Origin of the sequence: Staphylococcus marylandisciuri (genome assembly GCF_025519785.1) — a bacterium.
In the GTDB taxonomy this organism is placed as follows: Bacteria; Bacillota; Bacilli; order Staphylococcales; family Staphylococcaceae; genus Staphylococcus; species Staphylococcus marylandisciuri.
Genome location: NZ_JAOPKZ010000001.1, coordinates 153,790 through 172,476, shown reverse-complemented (window position 1 = coordinate 172,476; position 18,687 = coordinate 153,790). Strand labels below are relative to the sequence as shown.

Genomic DNA, 18,687 nt, shown 5'->3' with positions numbered 1-18,687 from the left:
TTAGCTCATCGCGTCGACTAACGTTGCTGCTTTGAGGGTCTACTGGGCGTTTCTAATGAGTCAGTTTTCTCATCGTCTTCATCAGTGAGATGTTTTGTCGCCGATTTAAATTCACGCAATGTTTCTCCAATTGAGCGACCTAGTTGAGGAAGTTTCTTTGGTCCAAAGATAATTAAAGCAATAACACTAATGATGACTAAACTAGTTGGACCGGTCATGCCAAGTATGATTAAATTCTCCATGTTGTATAGTACCTCTTTTCTGAACTATGATCTTTATTAACTATATGTTAATTGATAATTATTATCAACTATAAACACTCCTTTAAAAAAGAATTTGTTATCATATCTTAAGAAAATAAGCGTAGTGGTAACTTTATATTTTTAGTATAATATAGAGAACATGATTTAGGGGGACGATAATATGGGAGAATTTGTGAAAGTTAAAGAAGATGAGGTGGAACAGCTTAGAAAGATAGCCATTGAAACCTTCGACAAAACATTTGGGTATGCTTATACTACTGAAGATCTTCAGCATTATTATGATAGCGAACTCAGTGTGAGTCAATTACTCCAAGAGTTACGCAATGACGATTCATGGATTTATTTCTATAGAGAAGAAGATGAGGTACTCGGGTACTTCAAGTTCAATATTAACGACGCCCAAACTGAACCGATGGGTCAAGCTTACCTACAGGTACAACGTATTTATTTACTTCCTCAAGTTCAACGAGGAGGTATAGGTAAACAGATTATCGACTTTGCAGAACGAGAAGCTCGACGGTTGAACAAAGTGAAAATATGGCTAGGAGTATGGGATCAGAATGATAACGCGATCAGCTTCTACAAGGGACGTGGTTTTATTCACACTGGAACGCATGAGTTCCGCACAGGTAGTGTCATTGATCATGACCTTATTATGGAGAAGGATCTTTAAATAATAGCGATAAGCTAAGTTGAGTTGGGGGCCACGTATATAATAAGCAGTTACTGTTAAGAACATTCATCACTTACATGCGAAAGTGTTTGTACTGAGCAACATAGTCTGTACGCCACCCTCCTTGTGATAATGCCAACTTTATCTCTTTAGGTTAACTACTATGACAATTGTTCGATATCATAGGTTCATAATTAAATTCATAAGTAAAGCTAACAATTCGCTTGCTGCTGTGAAAAAGTAAGGGGGGAGCGGGACAGAAATCTTTTTATTCAAATTAGATTTCTGTTCCGCTCCCTTTTATTTTTACATTTATTATAGCGTTGTTAGCGAACAATTAATGACTGACCACAGTCAAGCGAATCTGCCCTAATTCTTCATTATACTATCAATTAAAGTAGATATCTGTTCATAGGATTGATTATTCGTATTGATAAATGGATTGGATTTTACGGTTGTCATTTGATGACTTATTAAGTCGTTATGCAATGCTTTTTTATCACTATACCGTACGGTAGATAGTGATTGCATCACTTCTTCATATACACCGCGCTGTTGATCAAAGACCTCTTGATTTGGTGTATACTGACAAATTGTTTTATCTGCCGTTAGAGCATCAAATATGAGTGATGAATAATCGGTTAAGACGAAGTCCGCCACTAAGATGAGATCTTGCGTTTCAATGTTACTTGGCGCTGTGATAACTTGTTCAGGTTCAAAAGTACCCTCGTTATCAGGATGAGGTCGATAGATGATATTATATTTCTTAACTAAGCCATCGCTCACTGGTAAGATATCGTCATGATTATCGTGTGTGTGTTTCGTTGGTGCATATAGCAAAGTTTGTTTATTTGGATCGAGTTTCAATTCTTTCTGTATGAATGATAAATAAGGCTTATCGTCGACTTTATCTAACAAATAGCGCACTCTTGGATAACCACAACTTATGAAATCAAGGTGTTTTGACGGAAAGCCTGTTTCGAAATAAGGTTCGCTGGCTTCTGAATCGCAAATAAGATAATCTTGGTGCGCCCATTTATTGAACACCTTAGCGCGTGAAGGTTTGTGATTATCGGATGAGACTTGATCTACTCGATCAAAGAATAAGCGCTTAATAGGTGTACCGTGCCATAGTTGAACAACTTTACCATTAGGATGTAAATGGTCTGGCATCAAATCTTCCAGAATAACGACTTTCGCGCTTTCAATAAGCTCGTTTGTTTCTTTAGTCTCAGGTTCTAAGAAATTAGGCCCTTTAACCTCATCTGTTATGAAGTAAACAGTCGTCTTTGAATAATGTTTCGCCAAATGATTAAATAAATATCTTGAGTTACCTTGAAATCGGTAATGGTGTCCTAAGAACACAATGTGATTCTTTAATTTATTGGGATCCTTATCATAGACGTAGTTATCTTTTTTAAATTGCTTAAGTTCTCGTTTACATTTAGCATTATATAAAAAACGTGGCGCTTTAAAGCGAGTACTTTTTAACCACCTTTGAATAGGTGTGGCTTCTTGAGGTAATTCAATTTGCTTTTTACTATAAGGCAGCGAGTACTGGTGCTCATATGCAAGCACATTGAGTAAGAATTGAGTGGTGTGCTCAAAGTTTAATTCTGTAATTATTTCCCAAAGGCCTGAACTTGTGACGAATGATTGATGAAAGTCATAAACGATATGTCTATCAACGAAGGAATTGCCTTTTAGCAAAGAAAGTAGAGCCAGATCAAATAGGTGATCAACAGTATAATCTTCTAAAATATGTAGCACTGTTTCGATATGGAATATCACGTTTGGATAATGATTAGAATTGTTCATCCACGCTTCAAAAGTTGCTTCATGTTGATTGAAATATTGTGCATCATTTAGATAGGTATTATCAATCGCATAATCTACTATGATCGTTTGAGGCTTTAATTCTACAGCTTCAAGCATATCTTCATCAATAGTAATCGCCTCATTCTCAATAATGAAATGAGTATAGTCTTTTGGTAGTAGTGCTTTAAGTTTGTCCTCTAAAGTTGACCAATCGTCTAATTGAATATTTTTAATCATAACTATCCCTCAAGTCTGTGAGTATTAATGTTATTCTACCATGTGCATGGACCTCGATTAAAGCTAAGCGATAACCTTGATTGCTTAAATGATAAGCCTCGCACCAATATATGGAGAATTTAAACAGTTACTGCTTTACGTCTCTATTTACAAATGAAGGTCGTTCTGGTTTATTCAAGCATTTCTTTGAACTGCTCATAGATGTGACTTGGCGAGTATGACTCAAGAGTTTGATTGCCATTGTCTACAACTTGATCAATTAAAGTTTCATCTTCGGTCATGGATTTAATTTGGTGCGCTAAAGCATCGGTGTTCTCGTAAGGTAAGAGGTAGCCATCATGCTCATGTGTAATGATAGATTCAGGTCCTGACGTGCCCTTGAAACTCACTACAGCACTTTCTTGATTCATTGCTTCTAAGATGACCATGCCGAATCCTTCATTGCGAGAGGGAACGACAGTGATCTTACTTTGAGCTAATTCTTTATTGAGCGATGGAGTCGGAGGGTTAATTTGAACGATATCTGTAAGTTGAAATTGAGCGATCATCTTATTTAAATGCTCTTTCTCCTGTCCATCTCCAAATATTTTAACTTGATAATTACACGTGCGAATGATGGATTGAACTTTATTTATACTTTTTATCAATAGATCAAAGCCTTTTTCATATTCTAATCGTCCAGCTGATACAATTACATTCTGCTTTCGCTGCTTTAACCGGGGCTCAGTGATCATATTAGGTATGACATAGACAGGAGTAGTTAATTGTTTCATGTAAGTTTGTTTATCACTGTATGTAAGTACTGTTATTTTGCTTAAATGTTTATAAGCTTGTATGATCTCTTCTTTATATGCGCTAGGGTATGCTTCGAGATTCATATGCTCCATACCCACTGTCTCTAAATGAGCAGGGGCGTATGTTGCAGTGAGTATGTTATAGCTCGCGCGCGTGCTAATTAATACGTCAGTCTGAACATGCTTGATAGCTTTAATTATTTTCTTCTCAACGTAATGGTTGAATTGGTTGAGTCCAGGCTCATGGTTAGAAATCAGTTTAGGTTGTGATAGGCCTAAATATTTATGTAACCGATTAAATAATAGCGCTTTAGCATTTTGCGGTCTTAGTTGATAGTTGACGAGCACTGTTACTTTAATGCGTTGATCTAAGTCGAAATAGGGCTTCTGTGCAGCACGAAAGACAGAAATTATCTCTATCTTATGGCCTTTTTGAGCTAACGTGTTCGCAAGTTGAGTTACAGCTTTAACTGTACCACCCATAGCATAGATATTGTGCATTAAAAATGTTATAGATTTCATAAACTAACCTCCGATAGAGAAACTGATTAATTTATAGTATAGCACGTTCACAAAATGATTAAGAAATCGAAGAATTATCAGAAAGCTGTGTCAAAGGCGTAGTGACCATCTCTATAGCAACTATGCAAACGTGAGAAAATAGATATTTTTAGAAGAGTTGGTTTAAGCTCTTTTTTAAAGTACAATTAACGTATATAATTAGTATTGAAGATATTTATAAAGTCATACTAATCTATGTAAGTGCTTACATATAGATTAGTAGGTTGTAGTAAGCGTTAAGTTGTAGCTCAAGGACGGGTTTGAGCCATCAATTAACTGAACGTTTCTATAAACATAATTAGAAGGGGGACTGTATTTGTTATGGCTACAAAACATAGCAAAACAGACGTCATCTTAATTGGTGGCGGTATCATGAGCGCAACGTTAGGTACTTTGTTAAAGAAACTAGCTCCAGAAAAAGAAATTCAAATATTTGAACGTTTGAAAGACGCAGCTGAGGAAAGCTCAAATGCCTGGAATAATGCAGGTACTGGTCATTCAGCTCTATGTGAATTGAACTACACTAAAGAACAAAAAGATGGCTCGATCGATATCTCAAAAGCTATAAAAATAAATGAACAATTCCAAATTTCAAAGCAATTTTGGAGTTATTTAGTTAGTAAAGGCGAATTAACTCATCCAGAGAACTTTATTAGACCTGTGCCTCATATGAGTTTCGTGAAAGGTGTGCGCAATGTCGACTTCTTAAAGCGTCGCGTTAAGACTATCTCATCTAGTCCGTTATTTAGTAATATGGAAATTACTGATAATAAAGATAAGATTGCAGAGTGGGCACCGTTGATGATGGAAGGGCGTACGTCTCACATCCCTATGGCTATGACCTATGATAAGACTGGGACAGATGTTAACTTTGGAGCTTTAACACAAAAGCTATTAAGCAATTTGCGTGACAAGTCAGGTGTAAATATCAAGTTTGAGCACGAGGTTATAAGCTTAAAACAACAACGTAATGGTCAGTGGAAAGTTAAAGTCAAAGATTTGAACAACAATGAGACACGCGTTGTTGAATCAAAATTTGTCTTTATCGGTGCAGGTGGGGCGAGCCTCAAATTACTCCAAAACACTGGTATTAAACAATCTAAACATATTGGTGGGTTCCCAGTTAGTGGTATTTTCTTAGTATGTAAAAATGAAGAAATCGCTAAACGTCATAACGCCAAAGTATATGGCAAAGCAGCTGTAGGTGCGCCCCCAATGTCCGTACCACACTTAGATACACGTTATATTGATGGCAAACGTTCTCTACTGTTTGGGCCGTTCGCTGGATTCTCACCTAAATTCTTAAAAACAGGTTCAAATTTAGATTTATTTAAATCTGTTAAACCGAATAATATTATTACTATGTTATCTGCAGGTGTTAAAGAATTCAATCTGACAAAATACCTCGTTTCACAATTAATGCTTTCGCAAGAAGACCGTATGAATGACTTGAGAGAATTTGTACCTAATGCGAAAAGTGAAGACTGGGACGTATGCGTAGCTGGCCAACGCGTTCAAGTGATTAAAGATACTGAAGATTCTCGAGGTAATCTCCAATTTGGTACAGAGGTAGTAACATCAGATGATGGCACATTATCTGCATTGCTAGGAGCCTCTCCTGGTGCATCAACCGCTGTGGACATCATGTTAGATTTACTCAAGCGTTGTTTCAAAGACAGTTTCTCTCAATGGGAACCTGAAATTAAAGAAATGATTCCTTCATATGGTCAGAAACTGACTGAGAACAAAGAGCTTTATGAAAAAATTAACCAAGACGTAAAGAAAAACCTTAAAATAGATTAACTGAATAGAGTCGACTCTTCTGTTTGTTTCTTAATATTTTTCAACGCTAAGACGGGGGTGCTATAAACCTCTCTGTCTTAGCGTTTTCTATGTTTTAGCTTCTCTAACTCAATTGGTAACCCACTTCTATTTTTAGCCTCGTTTATAGATGAAATCGTAGTCGATGGCTGAATGATTAACTTAATTCTCGCATAAGTCTAAATGGATTAATCTATCTTTTTATTGGAAGGACAACTTTAAAGGTAGTGCCTTCGTCCCTTTGACTCTCAACAGTAATTCGTCCCTCATGCAGTTCGACAATTGATTGGGCTATAGCCAATCCTAACCCATTACTATTATCGTGATGATTCACTTTGTAGAACCGTTCAAATAAATGGGTTTGTACTTCCTCAGTGATACCTTCACCATCATCCGATACTGTTATCGTAACCTCGTCATCACAGTGTTTTACTACGATTTCCACCATACCTTCTTCACGCGAATACTTTATGGCATTTGTTACCAAATTCTGCAGTGCTTGGTGTATTAGTTGATGATTACCTTTTAGTGAGACTTCATCTAGTTCGGTAAATACGACAATATTTTTTTGATCGGCGGCAAACTGGTTATGTCGAACGATGTTAGTAATCAGCTCATTTACTCGAACGCTATCATTTAATTTGAGATGATCGCCGTTGTCTAATTCAGCAAGTAACAGTAACTCCTTAGTAAGGTTACTTAATTGCGTGGTAGTACGATAGATCTCGTTGATATAGATATTGCGATCTTCTGGTGAGCTTGCATTTCGTAATTCTGTTAATTGGTGGTGAATGTGCGTTAAAGGTGTCTTGATTTCGTGTGAAACGTTCTGAACGAAATGACTACGCATGTCATCTAATTGTTTTAACGCTATGCGCATCTTTTCAAAGCGATATTGTAAAGTGCCTAATTCGTCTTTACGCGTGCGTTTAATAGGGCGGTTAAAGTTGCCGATCATGAGCTGCTCGGTAGCGCTCTTCAATTGCTGTACAGGCTTAATAATAGCGTACGTTGATGATATAACGAGCAAGATAGAAATCAGCAATAACAACGTAATAAGTATCGCTAGAAAGGTTCGGAATTCACTAAAGGTTTTACCTATATCAGGTCTCATAAATACTGCCATAGTTTGATTCTTACTTTTAAATTGTACTCCTACAGTATTAGAAGTGACATTCTCAAAGAATCCAGTTACAAACAGATGATAAGGCAGGTGTTTAATCCCATGATAGTCGTGCCCGTTCAACACGCGTTGAACATCTTTGTGCGAAATGTTATCTTTTCTAAACTTTTCACCGTAGAAGCGCTTATTACCATCGTAATCTACAGTCATGATTTGGTAGTTCATTTCTCCTAAATGTTTAAAATAAAAATTAAATTTATCGTTATTTAAGGTGGAGTGATATGAACGTGCCTCTTTTAACGTCCGCATAATTTTAGCATCGTTAGAGGATTTCAAATTCACATGATAGTAAATATTAGTGAACAAAAAGCTTACGAGAGCGCTAAAAAGCATGACTGTTATCGTATAGATAGCTATACGTGTGTAGAGTGATTTAAACATGTTGCACCACCTTATATCCGATTCCTCGGACAGTATTAATTGCTACATCTGCACCTAATTTATCTAATCTCTTCCGGAGTCTTTTGATATGTACATCTACAGTCCGCTCATCACCTTCGTAATCAAATCCCCATATTTCCTCAATTAAATCATTCCGGTTAAAAATCTTTTTGGGTTGAGAGGCAAGCATAAATAGCAGTGTAAATTCTTTATTAGGTAAATTCATACGTTTATCGTTGACACGAATTTCAAGGTAGGCTTGATTTAATTGTAAATTTCCGATCTGAATTTCTGTTTCCGCATTTTTGTTATAACGTCGGAGTACTGCGCGAATACGAAACATGAGTTCTTCCACTTCAAACGGTTTAGTAACGTAGTCATCAGTGCCAGTAATGTAAGCACGTTCTTTGTCACTTAAAGCGTCGCGAGCAGTTAACATGATGACTGGTAAAGCCTCATAGTCTTCTTTCAACCTTTGACATAGTTCAAAGCCATCAATGCCACTCATCATGATGTCGACGATTGCAATGTCTACTTGGTGGTCTTCTAGATAGTCTAGGGCGGCTTCACCACTCGATTCGGTGACGACCTTTAGTCCCTGCTTCTTCAAATAAGTTGCTACGTAATGTAATATTTTTGGATCATCATCGACGACTAAACATCTCGTCATATACATGGCTCCTTAATCTGTATTTTATTCTATTCTAAAAGAAACAAGCTCCAAATTACATTGATTTATTTCATAATTGTTCATATTCAGTTCACATACGCGCTTTAAACTATAATTACCAAATCGATAAAAGGAGTGACGGTAGAATGAGTTTAGCGTGGAAAGAGATGAAATATTATAAATTCCGGTTCATCTTAATTATGATGATTATTCTACTCTTAGGTCTAATGGTTCTGTTCATTAGTGGCTTAGCGAAAGGATTAGGAAGAGAAAATATCTCATTATTAGATAATATGAACGCCTCTAATTATGTAATGCAAGAAAAGAAGCAACCTCAACTACAAACTTCTATATTAAATCATCATCAAAGCGATCAAATTGAAGAGGTTGTAAATCAACGACCACTCAAATTAGCTTCAGATAAGATTTATACCAATAAAGATGAAGAAAGTATTATTCTTACAAATACAGTGAAGAACGACAAACCTAAATTGAAAGAGGGTCGTTATCCTAAAGAAGATAAGGAAGTTGCGATCAATGAAAAGCTGACATCGCAGGGTATAAGCGTAGGTGATACGATCAAATTAAAAGGCAATCATAAGGTCAAAGTGAGTGGTATTCTTAACGATACAATGTATTCTCACAGCTCGGTAGTAATGATGAGTGATAACGGGTTTAACAAGCAAGTATCTAAGGCTGCTAAAGTCTACCCTATAAAGAACTTAAGTGAGAAGCAAAAGAATAAATTAAATGCCATAGACGGTGTGAAAGTGTATTCCCAAGATGATATTACCCAGGAAATACCAAGTTATCAAGCAGAACAGGCGCCGTTGAACATGATGATTGTTAGTTTATTTGTCATAACTGCTATCGTATTAAGTGCTTTCTTCTACGTAATGACAATTCAAAAAATATCTCAAATCGGTATATTAAAAGCTATCGGTATCAAAACGAAGCATTTGCTTTTATCATTAGTTACTCAAATTCTAATTACTACTCTCGCAGGTGTGCTCTTAGCAATCATTATAGTGTCAGGGTTATCGATCTTTATGCCAGTCAGTATGCCGTTTCATTTAGAACTTACTAATATTGGATTAGTTATCGTAATCTTTATCATTGTAGGTATTGTTGGCGCCATCTTATCATTTATAAAGCTATTTAGAATAGATCCAATAGAAGCTATCGGAGGTGCTGAAGAATGAGTTTAATTGTTGACCAATTGGAAAAAACATTTGGAGAAGGACAAGCGGAGACTACAGTATTGAAAAATTTAAACTTTGAAGTTTCAGAAGGAGAATTTATCATCTTGACAGGTGCATCTGGCTCTGGAAAGACGACGTTATTAACGATATTAGGTGGGTTGCTTAGCCAGAGTGCCGGAGAAATACGGTTTAATCAACAACCGCTATTTAACAATAGTAAGAAAGCTAGTTCTTTACGCTTAACTGAAATAGGATTTATCTTCCAATCTTCTCATCTCGTACCTTATCTAACAGTTGAGGAGCAGTTAATAACTGTAGGAAAAGAAGCGGGACAGTCTGCGAGAGCAGCTAAGCAAAGAGCTCGAAAACTATTAACTGAAATTGGACTAGAGAAACGCTTAACTGTTTACCCTAACCATCTTTCTGGCGGGGAGAAACAACGTGTAGCAATTATGCGTGCATTTATGAATGATCCCAAAATGATCCTCGCTGACGAACCGACAGCAAGCTTAGATGCTGACCGTGCCACTTATGTCGTCGAAATGCTGCGCAATCATATTAAAAAAGATAACAAGGTAGGTATTATGATAACCCACGATCAAAGATTATTTGATTATGCTGATCGTGTAATCTATTTAGAAGACGGTCAAATTAAAGAAAAGGAATAAGGGTCACATCGTTGAAAGGTAGAAGAAAAATGAATGAAGATTGACTCGGGAGCGGGGCAGAAATCTAATTTGAATAAAAAAGATTTCTGTCCCGCTCCCTCTTTCTCTCTAGTCAAAGACTATTATGTCCCAACCTCAATAAAAAGCAGTAAGGTATTTTCTAATTGAAAATGCTTTTACTGCTTTTTTCTACATACTATACATCGTATTCAATAATTTCGCTGTTTTGGGGTCCATTTCAGCCTATCACCACAAGATCTCCTAAGGTCAGTTCATGCGACTTAAATAGTATAGTTGGTCATCATTTTGTCGAATCGTGATCGTGTCTGTCGACAATCCTGCTTTTGTGTCCGCCGTTAATCAGTTTCTTAGAGCACAGAAACTTTATGTCTCATCCGCTAGATTCGATATTAAAAAGGCCCTATATGAGGAAAGCGGGTTAGCTCTTACTCCGCATATCAAATATATTATTCAACTTTACTTATTTAAATAACGTTTGAGTCGATTATCTATTTTTTCTAATACAGTATGCGCTTGGTGTATTTCATCATCACTTAAATCGCTTAATATTTCACTTACAATATCGGTGATTAAAGTCTTAGATTTCTCGCAGTAATCATGACCCTTTTCAGTCAAAGTTATATACTTAAAGCGTTGATCTGAATTCTCATCATTTTCTCCCCAATCAACTAATTCAGATTGTATGAGCTTTTTGATTCGGCGACTCACTGCAGCTTTGTTAACGCCTTGACGTTCTGTGATTTGAGATAGGGTTAAAGCGCCTTCATTATTTAACATAAGAATAACGTCTTCTTGTTCTTTAGATATATTACAAGAAGCACGCATATCTTTCAGCAATTGTGTAAGCAATTGGTTCGTGTCATCTAGAAATTCACCCATAAAATCAATATGATTTCTTAAGTTTTTTACCATCGTAGCACCTCTAAACAATCTATTAATATTCACTCAGTTATAAGCTAGTAAATTGTATCACATGTATTCTCAGAAACTGCTATAATATAGCTAATTGTTAAGATAATACCAATTTAATATTATCAATAAACTACTCATGTTGAAAGTTTCGTTATTATAATTACGAACGAATAACTCAAAAGAAGTTTCCTATCAATTTGACTATAATGATTGAGGTGTTGTCATGACATTGTTAACCACCATTCTATGTTTGCTCAACTTGATCCTATTTTTAGGAATTTATTGTCATTTTTCTAAATTGATAACGATCAATATTTATATCTTCCAAGTTGTTATTGGCTTCTGTATTATCTTCTATCATCTGGCGACAAAGACTTGGCCGATTGACTTTCTGGTGTTATTACTACTGCAAACGGTGCTATTACATTTAAGGTATCTTTACCTCTTAACTAGTGATGTCGGCCTTAAGTTCGTTAAACGACTCTATCGCATTGTCGGGTGGGCGGTATTATTCACCCTTTCCACATTATACATCAGCTTGTTGCCTATAGGTCTGAACGTTATATTTATGTGGTTATCGTTGATTGGGTTAAGTACACTATATACATTTAACTGTTACGTCACCTTTACTGCTGCTTTTTATAGTAAGAGACAGTTACTAGTGGAACCTGAAATATTCTTAGTGTTAGGCGCGGGTATATTCACAGAAGAGGTAACTCCTATGCTGGCTTCTAGGTTAGATAAGGTTATTCAAGTATGGAGTAAACATCCCAGGGCAAGCATTATAGTCAGCGGTGGCCAAGGGGCGGATGAACCCATTTCAGAAGCGTTAGCTATGAAGCGGTACTTAGTGAAAAATGGTGTACCTGATACAGTTATTATAATGGAAACACAATCTACAAGTACTTTCCAAAACATAGAACAATCATATAAAGTATTAAAGGATAATCAGATGTTATCGAGCACGATAGTATGTATTACAAGTCATTTCCACATCTTGCGCGCGCTTAGATTTGGTCAAAAGTTCGGTCTGAAGATGGAAGGATTGGGTAGTAGCTCGCCCTTAACCTTTTTACATGTGATGATGGAGCGTGATTTTCTCGCTTTGATGTATCAATACCGTCTATTATTAACTATATATTTTGCGCTATTATTTTTTAGTACTCTACTAACGATGTGGTTGATTCCTTAACTATTTTTAATGTACATTAGAAAACATTTATTTTTAAAAGGTAAGCATATTCTGCTTCGTTACTTGGAATAGTTCGTAGTTCTTAGTCAGCTTGTAATATTCTATAACTACAGTATCCCATGCCCCAATGTGCTCACATATGGCTCTCTTAGAGCTTTAGACATAAAGTGGCTGGACTCTGGGAAACCGATTAAGGGCGTTCCAATAGTAGGATTGTCGACAGAGACAACGAGTCGACTAAATTTGGAATACAATTTTACTCATCGTTCGGTTTTGCTCAAATCCTAAATGCTTTTGTCCCGGCTTCTCTCTTGTCTACAATGTAAATATATTTATATATTAAGTTTACATTGTGAGGCGAAAACGCTATGATGAAGAGGTAGGCTTATGTTATAAACGGGTAATTATAAAAACAAGGATGAGGAGTTTTTTTAATGGAACTAGCTGAAAGAATATTGCAAGGGGAAGAAATTTCTAAAGCGGACTTCCTGAATATTTATGAAGATGATTCAATAGATACATTATTATTACTTAATGAAGCTTATAAATTAAGAAAGCACTATTATGGGAAAAAAGTAAAACTTAATATGATTCTTAATGCGAAAAGTGGTATTTGTCCTGAGGACTGCGGTTATTGTGGACAATCTCGTGAAATGAAACAAAAAACACGCTACAGCCTTATTTCTCAACAAGAAATTATGGATGGAGCCGATGTAGCGAGTGAACATAACATTGGAACATATTGTATCGTCATGAGTGGACGTGGGCCGAGTAATAAAGAGGTTACTCATATAAGTGAAACTGTAGAACAAATCAAAGCTAAACACCCACAATTGCGCATTTGTGCTTGTCTTGGTCTAGCTAATGAGGAACAAGCTAAGCAGCTTAAAGATGCAGGTGTGGATCGTTACAACCACAATATTAACACGAGCGAGAATTATCATGGTAATGTCGTTTCCACTCATACTTATAAAGATAGAACGAATACGATAGAGATTATGAAGGAGAATAATATTTCACCTTGTTCAGGCGTTATTTGCGGCATGGGTGAATCAAACCAGGATATTTTAGATATGGCCTTTGCGCTAAAAGAAATGGATGCGGATAGCATACCGATCAATTTCCTCCATCCAATTAAAGGCACGAAGTTTGGTGATATGGATGAGTTAACTCCTATGAAATGCTTGCGTATTATTGCGTTATTTAGGCTAATTAATCCATCGAAGGAAATACGTATAGCAGGAGGGCGTGAAGTTAACTTACGCTCGTTACAACCTTTAGCCTTAAAAGCTGCTAACTCCATATTTGTTGGCGATTACTTAATTACTGGAGGACAGCCGAATCAGTTAGACTTTAAGATGATAGAGGATTTAGGATTCGAAATAGATAGAGATAATTCTGCGCCGACGCCTGTTAAGGAAAACCTTACAGTTTAAAATCATAGAATAGATCATTATTAAAAGCACTCAGATGATTCGTGTAAGCTAACGAAGATCTGAGTGCTTTTCTAGTTTGTTATAGATGTTCAAGTAAAGGACTAACGACAGCAAAGGATTCACTAGATATAGCAACCCCCTTTAAAGCTCTCATTGCTTTAAAGGGGATCGTTTATCATTTAGTTAATAAATATCTTTATTGCTTAAACATTAGTATCAATGATGAGTATTATTTTTATCAAAAGGTGATTTAAACGGCCACCAATTACCTTTGCCAAATGATTTGGCTACGGCTGGTATAAAGAGCGGCAACATAAAGATATTGTAAATGATTAGGCCTAGTATAACTACAGTTGCAATTTCCATGAGTGTCATCGCACCTGAAGTATACAATGCTGCCACAGTACCGATGAGAATGACACATGCTGTCATAATGACGATACCCATCTTACGCATGGCTGTAAGTAATGCTGAATTAATATCTTTACCGCCTTTAACCTCTTCACCAAATCGGTTAACCAAGAAGATGGCGTAATCTACGCCTAAAGCCATAAGTACTACAAAGCTAAAGAACGGCACTACGAGCAACAGACCGCCCATACCTAATACGTTATCAAAGATGAGGTTTGAAATGCCTACAGAAGCATAATACGTAATTAATATAGACGTTATCATATACAGCGGCATGATAATTGAACGTTCAAAGATGAGTAAGACGATGAATAAGAAGATAGTAATGAGCACAATCGCTTTAGTCATATCATTATCTATCGTTGTTTGTAAATCATTGTTTTCAGAGGATTTACCGCCGTATTCTACTGTGCTATCTTTGAATGCTGTATCTTTGACTTGATTATTTACAGTGTGATGGATCGAATCGACTGTATTCATCGCTTTCTTAGAAAATGGATCGTCTGACAATTCGACATTGAGTAGCACGACTTTACCTTTGCCATCGCTGTATTGGTCAATAGCGTCTTTCACTTTTTTGTTTTTCAACATGTCATCGGTAATATACATGCCAGATTTATTTATACTGTCAGCTTTTGACATATCTTTCAAGCGTTGTTGTAATTTCTTCTGACCATCTTGGACTTGTGATATACCGTTTTGAGAACGCTTGAGTCCATCTGACATTTGGCCAGCTTGCTGTGTTACTTTTTGATTAGCTTGTTCGGGAGCTTGACTGCCTTGTTGCATGAGGCCTTGAACTTTACTGCTATCTGTTAGTGGTGAAACTTGAGAATTCATATCTCCCAAGCCATCATTAACTTGTCCTAAGCCTTGATTTGCACTAGTGATTTTTTTCTGCATCTCATTGAGTTGATAGGTTGCTTTAAACTGTTTGATCGGTTCTCCTGTAGGGCGGGTGATAGTATTAACCTTATCTACACCTTTGACTTTCTCAAGTGATTGAGCAAGCGCTTCTAAGTCGTTAATACCTTTATTGGTTGTTAGTTTATGATCATCTTTAATCGCTATTTGAACTGGAAAAGCTTGACCCTCTGAGAACTTATCTTTAATGATGTTAATCGCCTTAATAGAATCATAGTCGTCACTTATCTCATTAGTATTATCGTAAGTGATATTGTTAGGCGTAAACATAATGATAGGTACCATGATAATTAATACAATTACCAGAGCTAAAAATGGTTTAGTAGTAGTGAATTGACCAAATTTACCCCAAATACCACTATCCTTATGAGAGCTAGCTTGTTTACTTGGCCAAAAGGCTTTGTCACCAAGTAAGACTAATAGAGTTGGGAACAAAGTAAAGAGTACGATCATCATACAGAGTACCCCAACTGCGATACCTACTGCTGATCTGAAGAGTTCGAACTTCACAAAGAATAATGCTGCAAAGCCTACTAGTACTGTAACGGCACAAATGAGTATGGTGCGTCCGCCGTTTTTAAAAGTATGATAGACTGCATTAAAGTTTGATTGGTCTTTACCGAGCTCTTCCTTGTATCGATTGAGTAACAGAATGCAGTAATCGGTTCCTATACCAAAGAGTAAGGCCACTAGGAATGGCTGAATATAGATTGATACCGGGAAGTCTGCATACTTCACAAGTAAAGCTAGAACCCCTTGTGAGAATGCGTAGGATAATCCGATTAATACTAACGGTATGAATGGAGTTACTACGGAACGGAAGACTACGACTAAGATAACTAGAATGAGAATAAATGTTACAATTTCAGTCGTCTTCAGTCCATCGTCAACACTTTTATTAATATCGTCGAAGATAACGTCATTTCCAGTAACGTAAGTCCCTTTAAAGTTGTTATCTAAATGCTTGATGTCGTCAGCGGCATCAAGTGTTTTACTTCTATTATCTTTGGTTTCTATAGGGATCATGACTGACTTCTTATCTTTTGAAACCAGTTTATCCTCTACATCTTTATTTTCGAAAGGAGAAATTGTATCCTTTACGCCTTTAATTTTTTCAATTTTATTTATATATGATTTGATGTCTTTCTTACTTGAATTATCAAGTTTATCATTGAGTTGAATAACTGCACTGATACTTTTAGAATCAGCCCCTACATCTTTTAGCTTTTCGTTGTATTGCTGAGAGGTAGTATCTTTTGGTGGAACGATATTACCTTGGTCACTTGCTAGTTTAGATAAATTAGGAGCAAAGATTAAAGTACATGCGACCGCAATGATTACGACAATTGAAATAAGCCATCTGAATTTCAGTATTGTCCTCATATTACCCTCCTTAGAATTTTAATGACATATTAAAATATACTCTCTTAGTTGATATGAGTCAACTAGTTATGGGAAAAATTTTATATAGAGTTAATCGTTGTAGTATAAGTTTTTAAAAGGAGTTGGTAAGTAAGTGGGAGCGGGACAGAAATCTTTTTAGTCAAATTAGATTTCTGTCCCGCTCCCTCTTTCTCTCTAGTCAAAGACCATTATGTCCCAGCTTCAAGTAGGTGGCTTACATAAGAGGAAGAAATTGTGAATATTTATGTTGTAACCTCAATAGTTAAGAAGTATTGATCTAGGTCCAAATACGTATATCAATTTAGTGGAAGAATAACTATAATAACTAATAAAGGAAGTAAAAAAGTCTAGAGCGTTTATTGAACTGTTCTCTAAAATGGTCTTCATTTCTTAATACACTGCTCATAATGATTCTAATAATGACAGTGTTAGCTAATGTAGTAGCGGAGTAGGTGTATATAATCACTTTTATTTATTAAAAGAAATTAGGCTAAATATAATAAAGTATATAGTCAATAAGGGTAGTAGCGATAATTAAGAGAAGTAAAATTCATTTCTATATTTATATCTCATTCAACCTTCTAGTATAAATCATAAAATTAATTAACATTAATAAGATATCGCAGCTTTAAATTATTTCGTGAAGTCTAAATACTTTATATGTTAAAATAACGAAATGACATGTGTTCGGAAGAAGTAGAGGTGATTAAATGCGACAATGTCCGAATTGTGGAAAGCACTGTCAGACAGACGAAGAACGTTGTCCACATTGCGACTATGATATAACACGCGCTTCACGTGTAGAATCGCGTAAGAGAGCGAATATTAAGGTGCGTAAGATCGTGCCCTGGGGCATTGCATTTTTCATCATCGTACTTTTAATAATACTATTCATATTACTTAGAAACTTTAACTCTCCTGAAGCTCAAAGTAACTTGCTTATCAATGCGATGGAAAATGATGATACACAAAAACTTTCCACCATATTAAGTACTAAGGATAATAAAGTGGACGGGTACCAGGCTGAGACTTACATAAAATATGTAAAAAATGAAATAGGGATGAAACGTTTTAAAGAAGCGGTGAATCAAAAGATAGACCAATTAAATCATGATAGTAATGGAGTAAGAGATACAGTTAAATCGCGCAATGGTGATAACCTGTTACAAATCACTAAAAACGGTAGACGTTATCTATTCTTTGACAATATGAACTTTACTGCGCCATCCAAAGAGGCGATAGTTAAACCGAAGATGGATGCCACTTATAAATTTAAATCTAATGATAAGCAAAAAACGGTAGAAGCTGATAAAGATAAAGCTACCTCTCTCGGTAAATTCATCCCGGGGAATTATTCGATCGATGCGAAGAGAGAAACAAACACCGGGCAGTTTACCGGAGAACTCAAATTTAATTTCAAAGATAGCAATTCAGAAACTGTGAATGTTAATGAAGATTTTAACGAAGCATACATTGAGCCTAAAATTGAAGGCGCGAAGGATTTAGATCATAACTCTATCCGCATTCACATTAATGATCATACTTATGACTATAAAAAAGGACAGGCATATGGTCCATATCCTAAGACTAAGGAAGTTACAGTTTCAGCTGAAGGTGCTGTTAAGAAGAAGACATTCAAATCCACATCAACTCAAGTTAAAACAGATAATATGCGTGATTTGACGAACGTGACATTGAAGTTTGACGAAGATGACATCAATAAATATGTAGAAAAGAAAGAAAAAGAAGAGAGCAGCTTTAAAGACAAACTCACTAACTTTTTCTTCAACTACGCGAATGCCTTAAATTCAGCAACCTTACAAAATGATTTCGGCTTAGTTTCAAATTATTTAAAAAAGGATACTACAAACTACAAATCAACGCGGAATGAAGTAAATCGAAAATCATATACGCATTCAGCCACACCTCAAGTGTTAGATGTCATAAAGCAAGGAAAGACCTTTTACGTCACAACGAATCAATATAAATCTGACGGTAGTTATGGCAAAGTGGATTATGAATTAGAAGGTAATAATGAGGGGGAAGATTTAAAGATAGTAAGTAGTTCAGACTAAGTGCTGCCTTTTAACCCTACACTAATTAAAGACAACAATTA

General features: G+C 36.0%; 14 protein-coding genes. 7 read left to right on the top strand and 7 right to left on the bottom strand.

Annotated elements, in window-relative coordinates:
* Positions 1 to 17 precede the first annotated feature (17 nt).
* Positions 18 to 242 carry a twin-arginine translocase TatA/TatE family subunit gene (locus N9R04_RS00885; protein WP_262853657.1) on the bottom strand — a complete coding sequence of 75 codons (225 nt, stop codon included), beginning with the start codon at positions 240 to 242 and terminating at the stop codon, positions 18 to 20.
* 181 nt (positions 243 to 423) lie between these two features.
* On the opposite strand from N9R04_RS00885, the gene N9R04_RS00880 reads away from it, so the two are divergent.
* A complete protein-coding gene (locus N9R04_RS00880; protein ID WP_262853656.1) occupies positions 424 to 936 on the top strand; it encodes a GNAT family N-acetyltransferase in 513 nt (170 codons plus the stop codon).
* A gap of 369 nt (positions 937 to 1,305) precedes the next feature.
* Here N9R04_RS00880 and N9R04_RS00875 read toward each other — a convergent pair whose 3' ends face one another.
* Positions 1,306 to 2,991, bottom strand: coding sequence for a CDP-glycerol glycerophosphotransferase family protein (locus N9R04_RS00875; protein WP_262853655.1), 1,686 nt, complete (start codon positions 2,989 to 2,991; stop codon positions 1,306 to 1,308).
* Between the two features lie 170 nt (positions 2,992 to 3,161).
* Positions 3,162 to 4,307, bottom strand: a complete 1,146-nt coding sequence (locus N9R04_RS00870) for a glycosyltransferase family 4 protein (protein ID WP_262853654.1) — start codon at positions 4,305 to 4,307, stop codon at positions 3,162 to 3,164.
* A 360-nt stretch (positions 4,308 to 4,667) separates the two neighbouring features.
* Between N9R04_RS00870 and mqo the strand changes: the two genes are divergently transcribed.
* Positions 4,668 to 6,149 (top strand): malate dehydrogenase (quinone), encoded by a 1,482-nt coding sequence (gene mqo, locus N9R04_RS00865; protein WP_262853653.1) that lies wholly within the window; start codon positions 4,668 to 4,670, stop codon positions 6,147 to 6,149.
* A gap of 211 nt (positions 6,150 to 6,360) precedes the next feature.
* Here mqo and N9R04_RS00860 read toward each other — a convergent pair whose 3' ends face one another.
* The gene (locus tag N9R04_RS00860; protein ID WP_262853651.1) at positions 6,361 to 7,731 is read right to left on the bottom strand and encodes a sensor histidine kinase; all 1,371 of its coding nucleotides are present in this window, start codon (positions 7,729 to 7,731) and stop codon (positions 6,361 to 6,363) included.
* Complete coding sequence (locus tag N9R04_RS00855) at positions 7,724 to 8,401, bottom strand: response regulator transcription factor (protein ID WP_262853648.1); 678 nt, start codon at positions 8,399 to 8,401, stop codon at positions 7,724 to 7,726. The genes N9R04_RS00860 and N9R04_RS00855 overlap by 8 nt, the downstream gene beginning before the upstream one ends.
* Positions 8,402 to 8,547: 146 nt before the next feature.
* Here N9R04_RS00855 and N9R04_RS00850 point away from each other — a divergent pair, with 146 nt between their 5' ends.
* Positions 8,548 to 9,603 (top strand): ABC transporter permease, encoded by a 1,056-nt coding sequence (locus N9R04_RS00850; RefSeq protein WP_262853645.1) that lies wholly within the window; start codon positions 8,548 to 8,550, stop codon positions 9,601 to 9,603.
* Positions 9,600 to 10,271 (top strand): ABC transporter ATP-binding protein, encoded by a 672-nt coding sequence (locus N9R04_RS00845; protein ID WP_262853644.1) that lies wholly within the window; start codon positions 9,600 to 9,602, stop codon positions 10,269 to 10,271. The genes N9R04_RS00850 and N9R04_RS00845 overlap by 4 nt, the downstream gene beginning before the upstream one ends.
* A 477-nt stretch (positions 10,272 to 10,748) precedes the next feature.
* Here the strand turns inward: N9R04_RS00845 and tcaR are convergent, their stop codons facing one another.
* Positions 10,749 to 11,204 (bottom strand): MarR family transcriptional regulator TcaR, encoded by a 456-nt coding sequence (gene tcaR, locus N9R04_RS00840; RefSeq protein ID WP_262853715.1) that lies wholly within the window; start codon positions 11,202 to 11,204, stop codon positions 10,749 to 10,751.
* 223 nt (positions 11,205 to 11,427) lie between these two features.
* Here tcaR and N9R04_RS00835 point away from each other — a divergent pair, with 223 nt between their 5' ends.
* Together N9R04_RS00835 and bioB are read left to right on the top strand one after the other, a co-directional pair.
* Positions 11,428 to 12,396, top strand: coding sequence for a YdcF family protein (locus N9R04_RS00835; RefSeq protein WP_262853642.1), 969 nt, complete (start codon positions 11,428 to 11,430; stop codon positions 12,394 to 12,396).
* Between the two features lie 434 nt (positions 12,397 to 12,830).
* On the top strand, positions 12,831 to 13,832 hold the full coding sequence (gene bioB, locus N9R04_RS00830; protein ID WP_262853640.1) for a biotin synthase BioB: 1,002 nt from the start codon (positions 12,831 to 12,833) through the stop codon (positions 13,830 to 13,832).
* Between the two features lie 216 nt (positions 13,833 to 14,048).
* On the opposite strand, the gene N9R04_RS00825 is transcribed toward bioB, so the two are convergent.
* Positions 14,049 to 16,550, bottom strand: a complete 2,502-nt coding sequence (locus N9R04_RS00825) for an MMPL family transporter (protein ID WP_262853638.1) — start codon at positions 16,548 to 16,550, stop codon at positions 14,049 to 14,051.
* Positions 16,551 to 17,281: 731 nt separating this feature from the next.
* Between N9R04_RS00825 and tcaA the strand changes: the two genes are divergently transcribed.
* On the top strand, positions 17,282 to 18,646 hold the full coding sequence (tcaA, locus tag N9R04_RS00820) for a membrane-associated protein TcaA (protein ID WP_262853636.1): 1,365 nt from the start codon (positions 17,282 to 17,284) through the stop codon (positions 18,644 to 18,646).
* Positions 18,647 to 18,687: the final 41 nt, after the last annotated feature.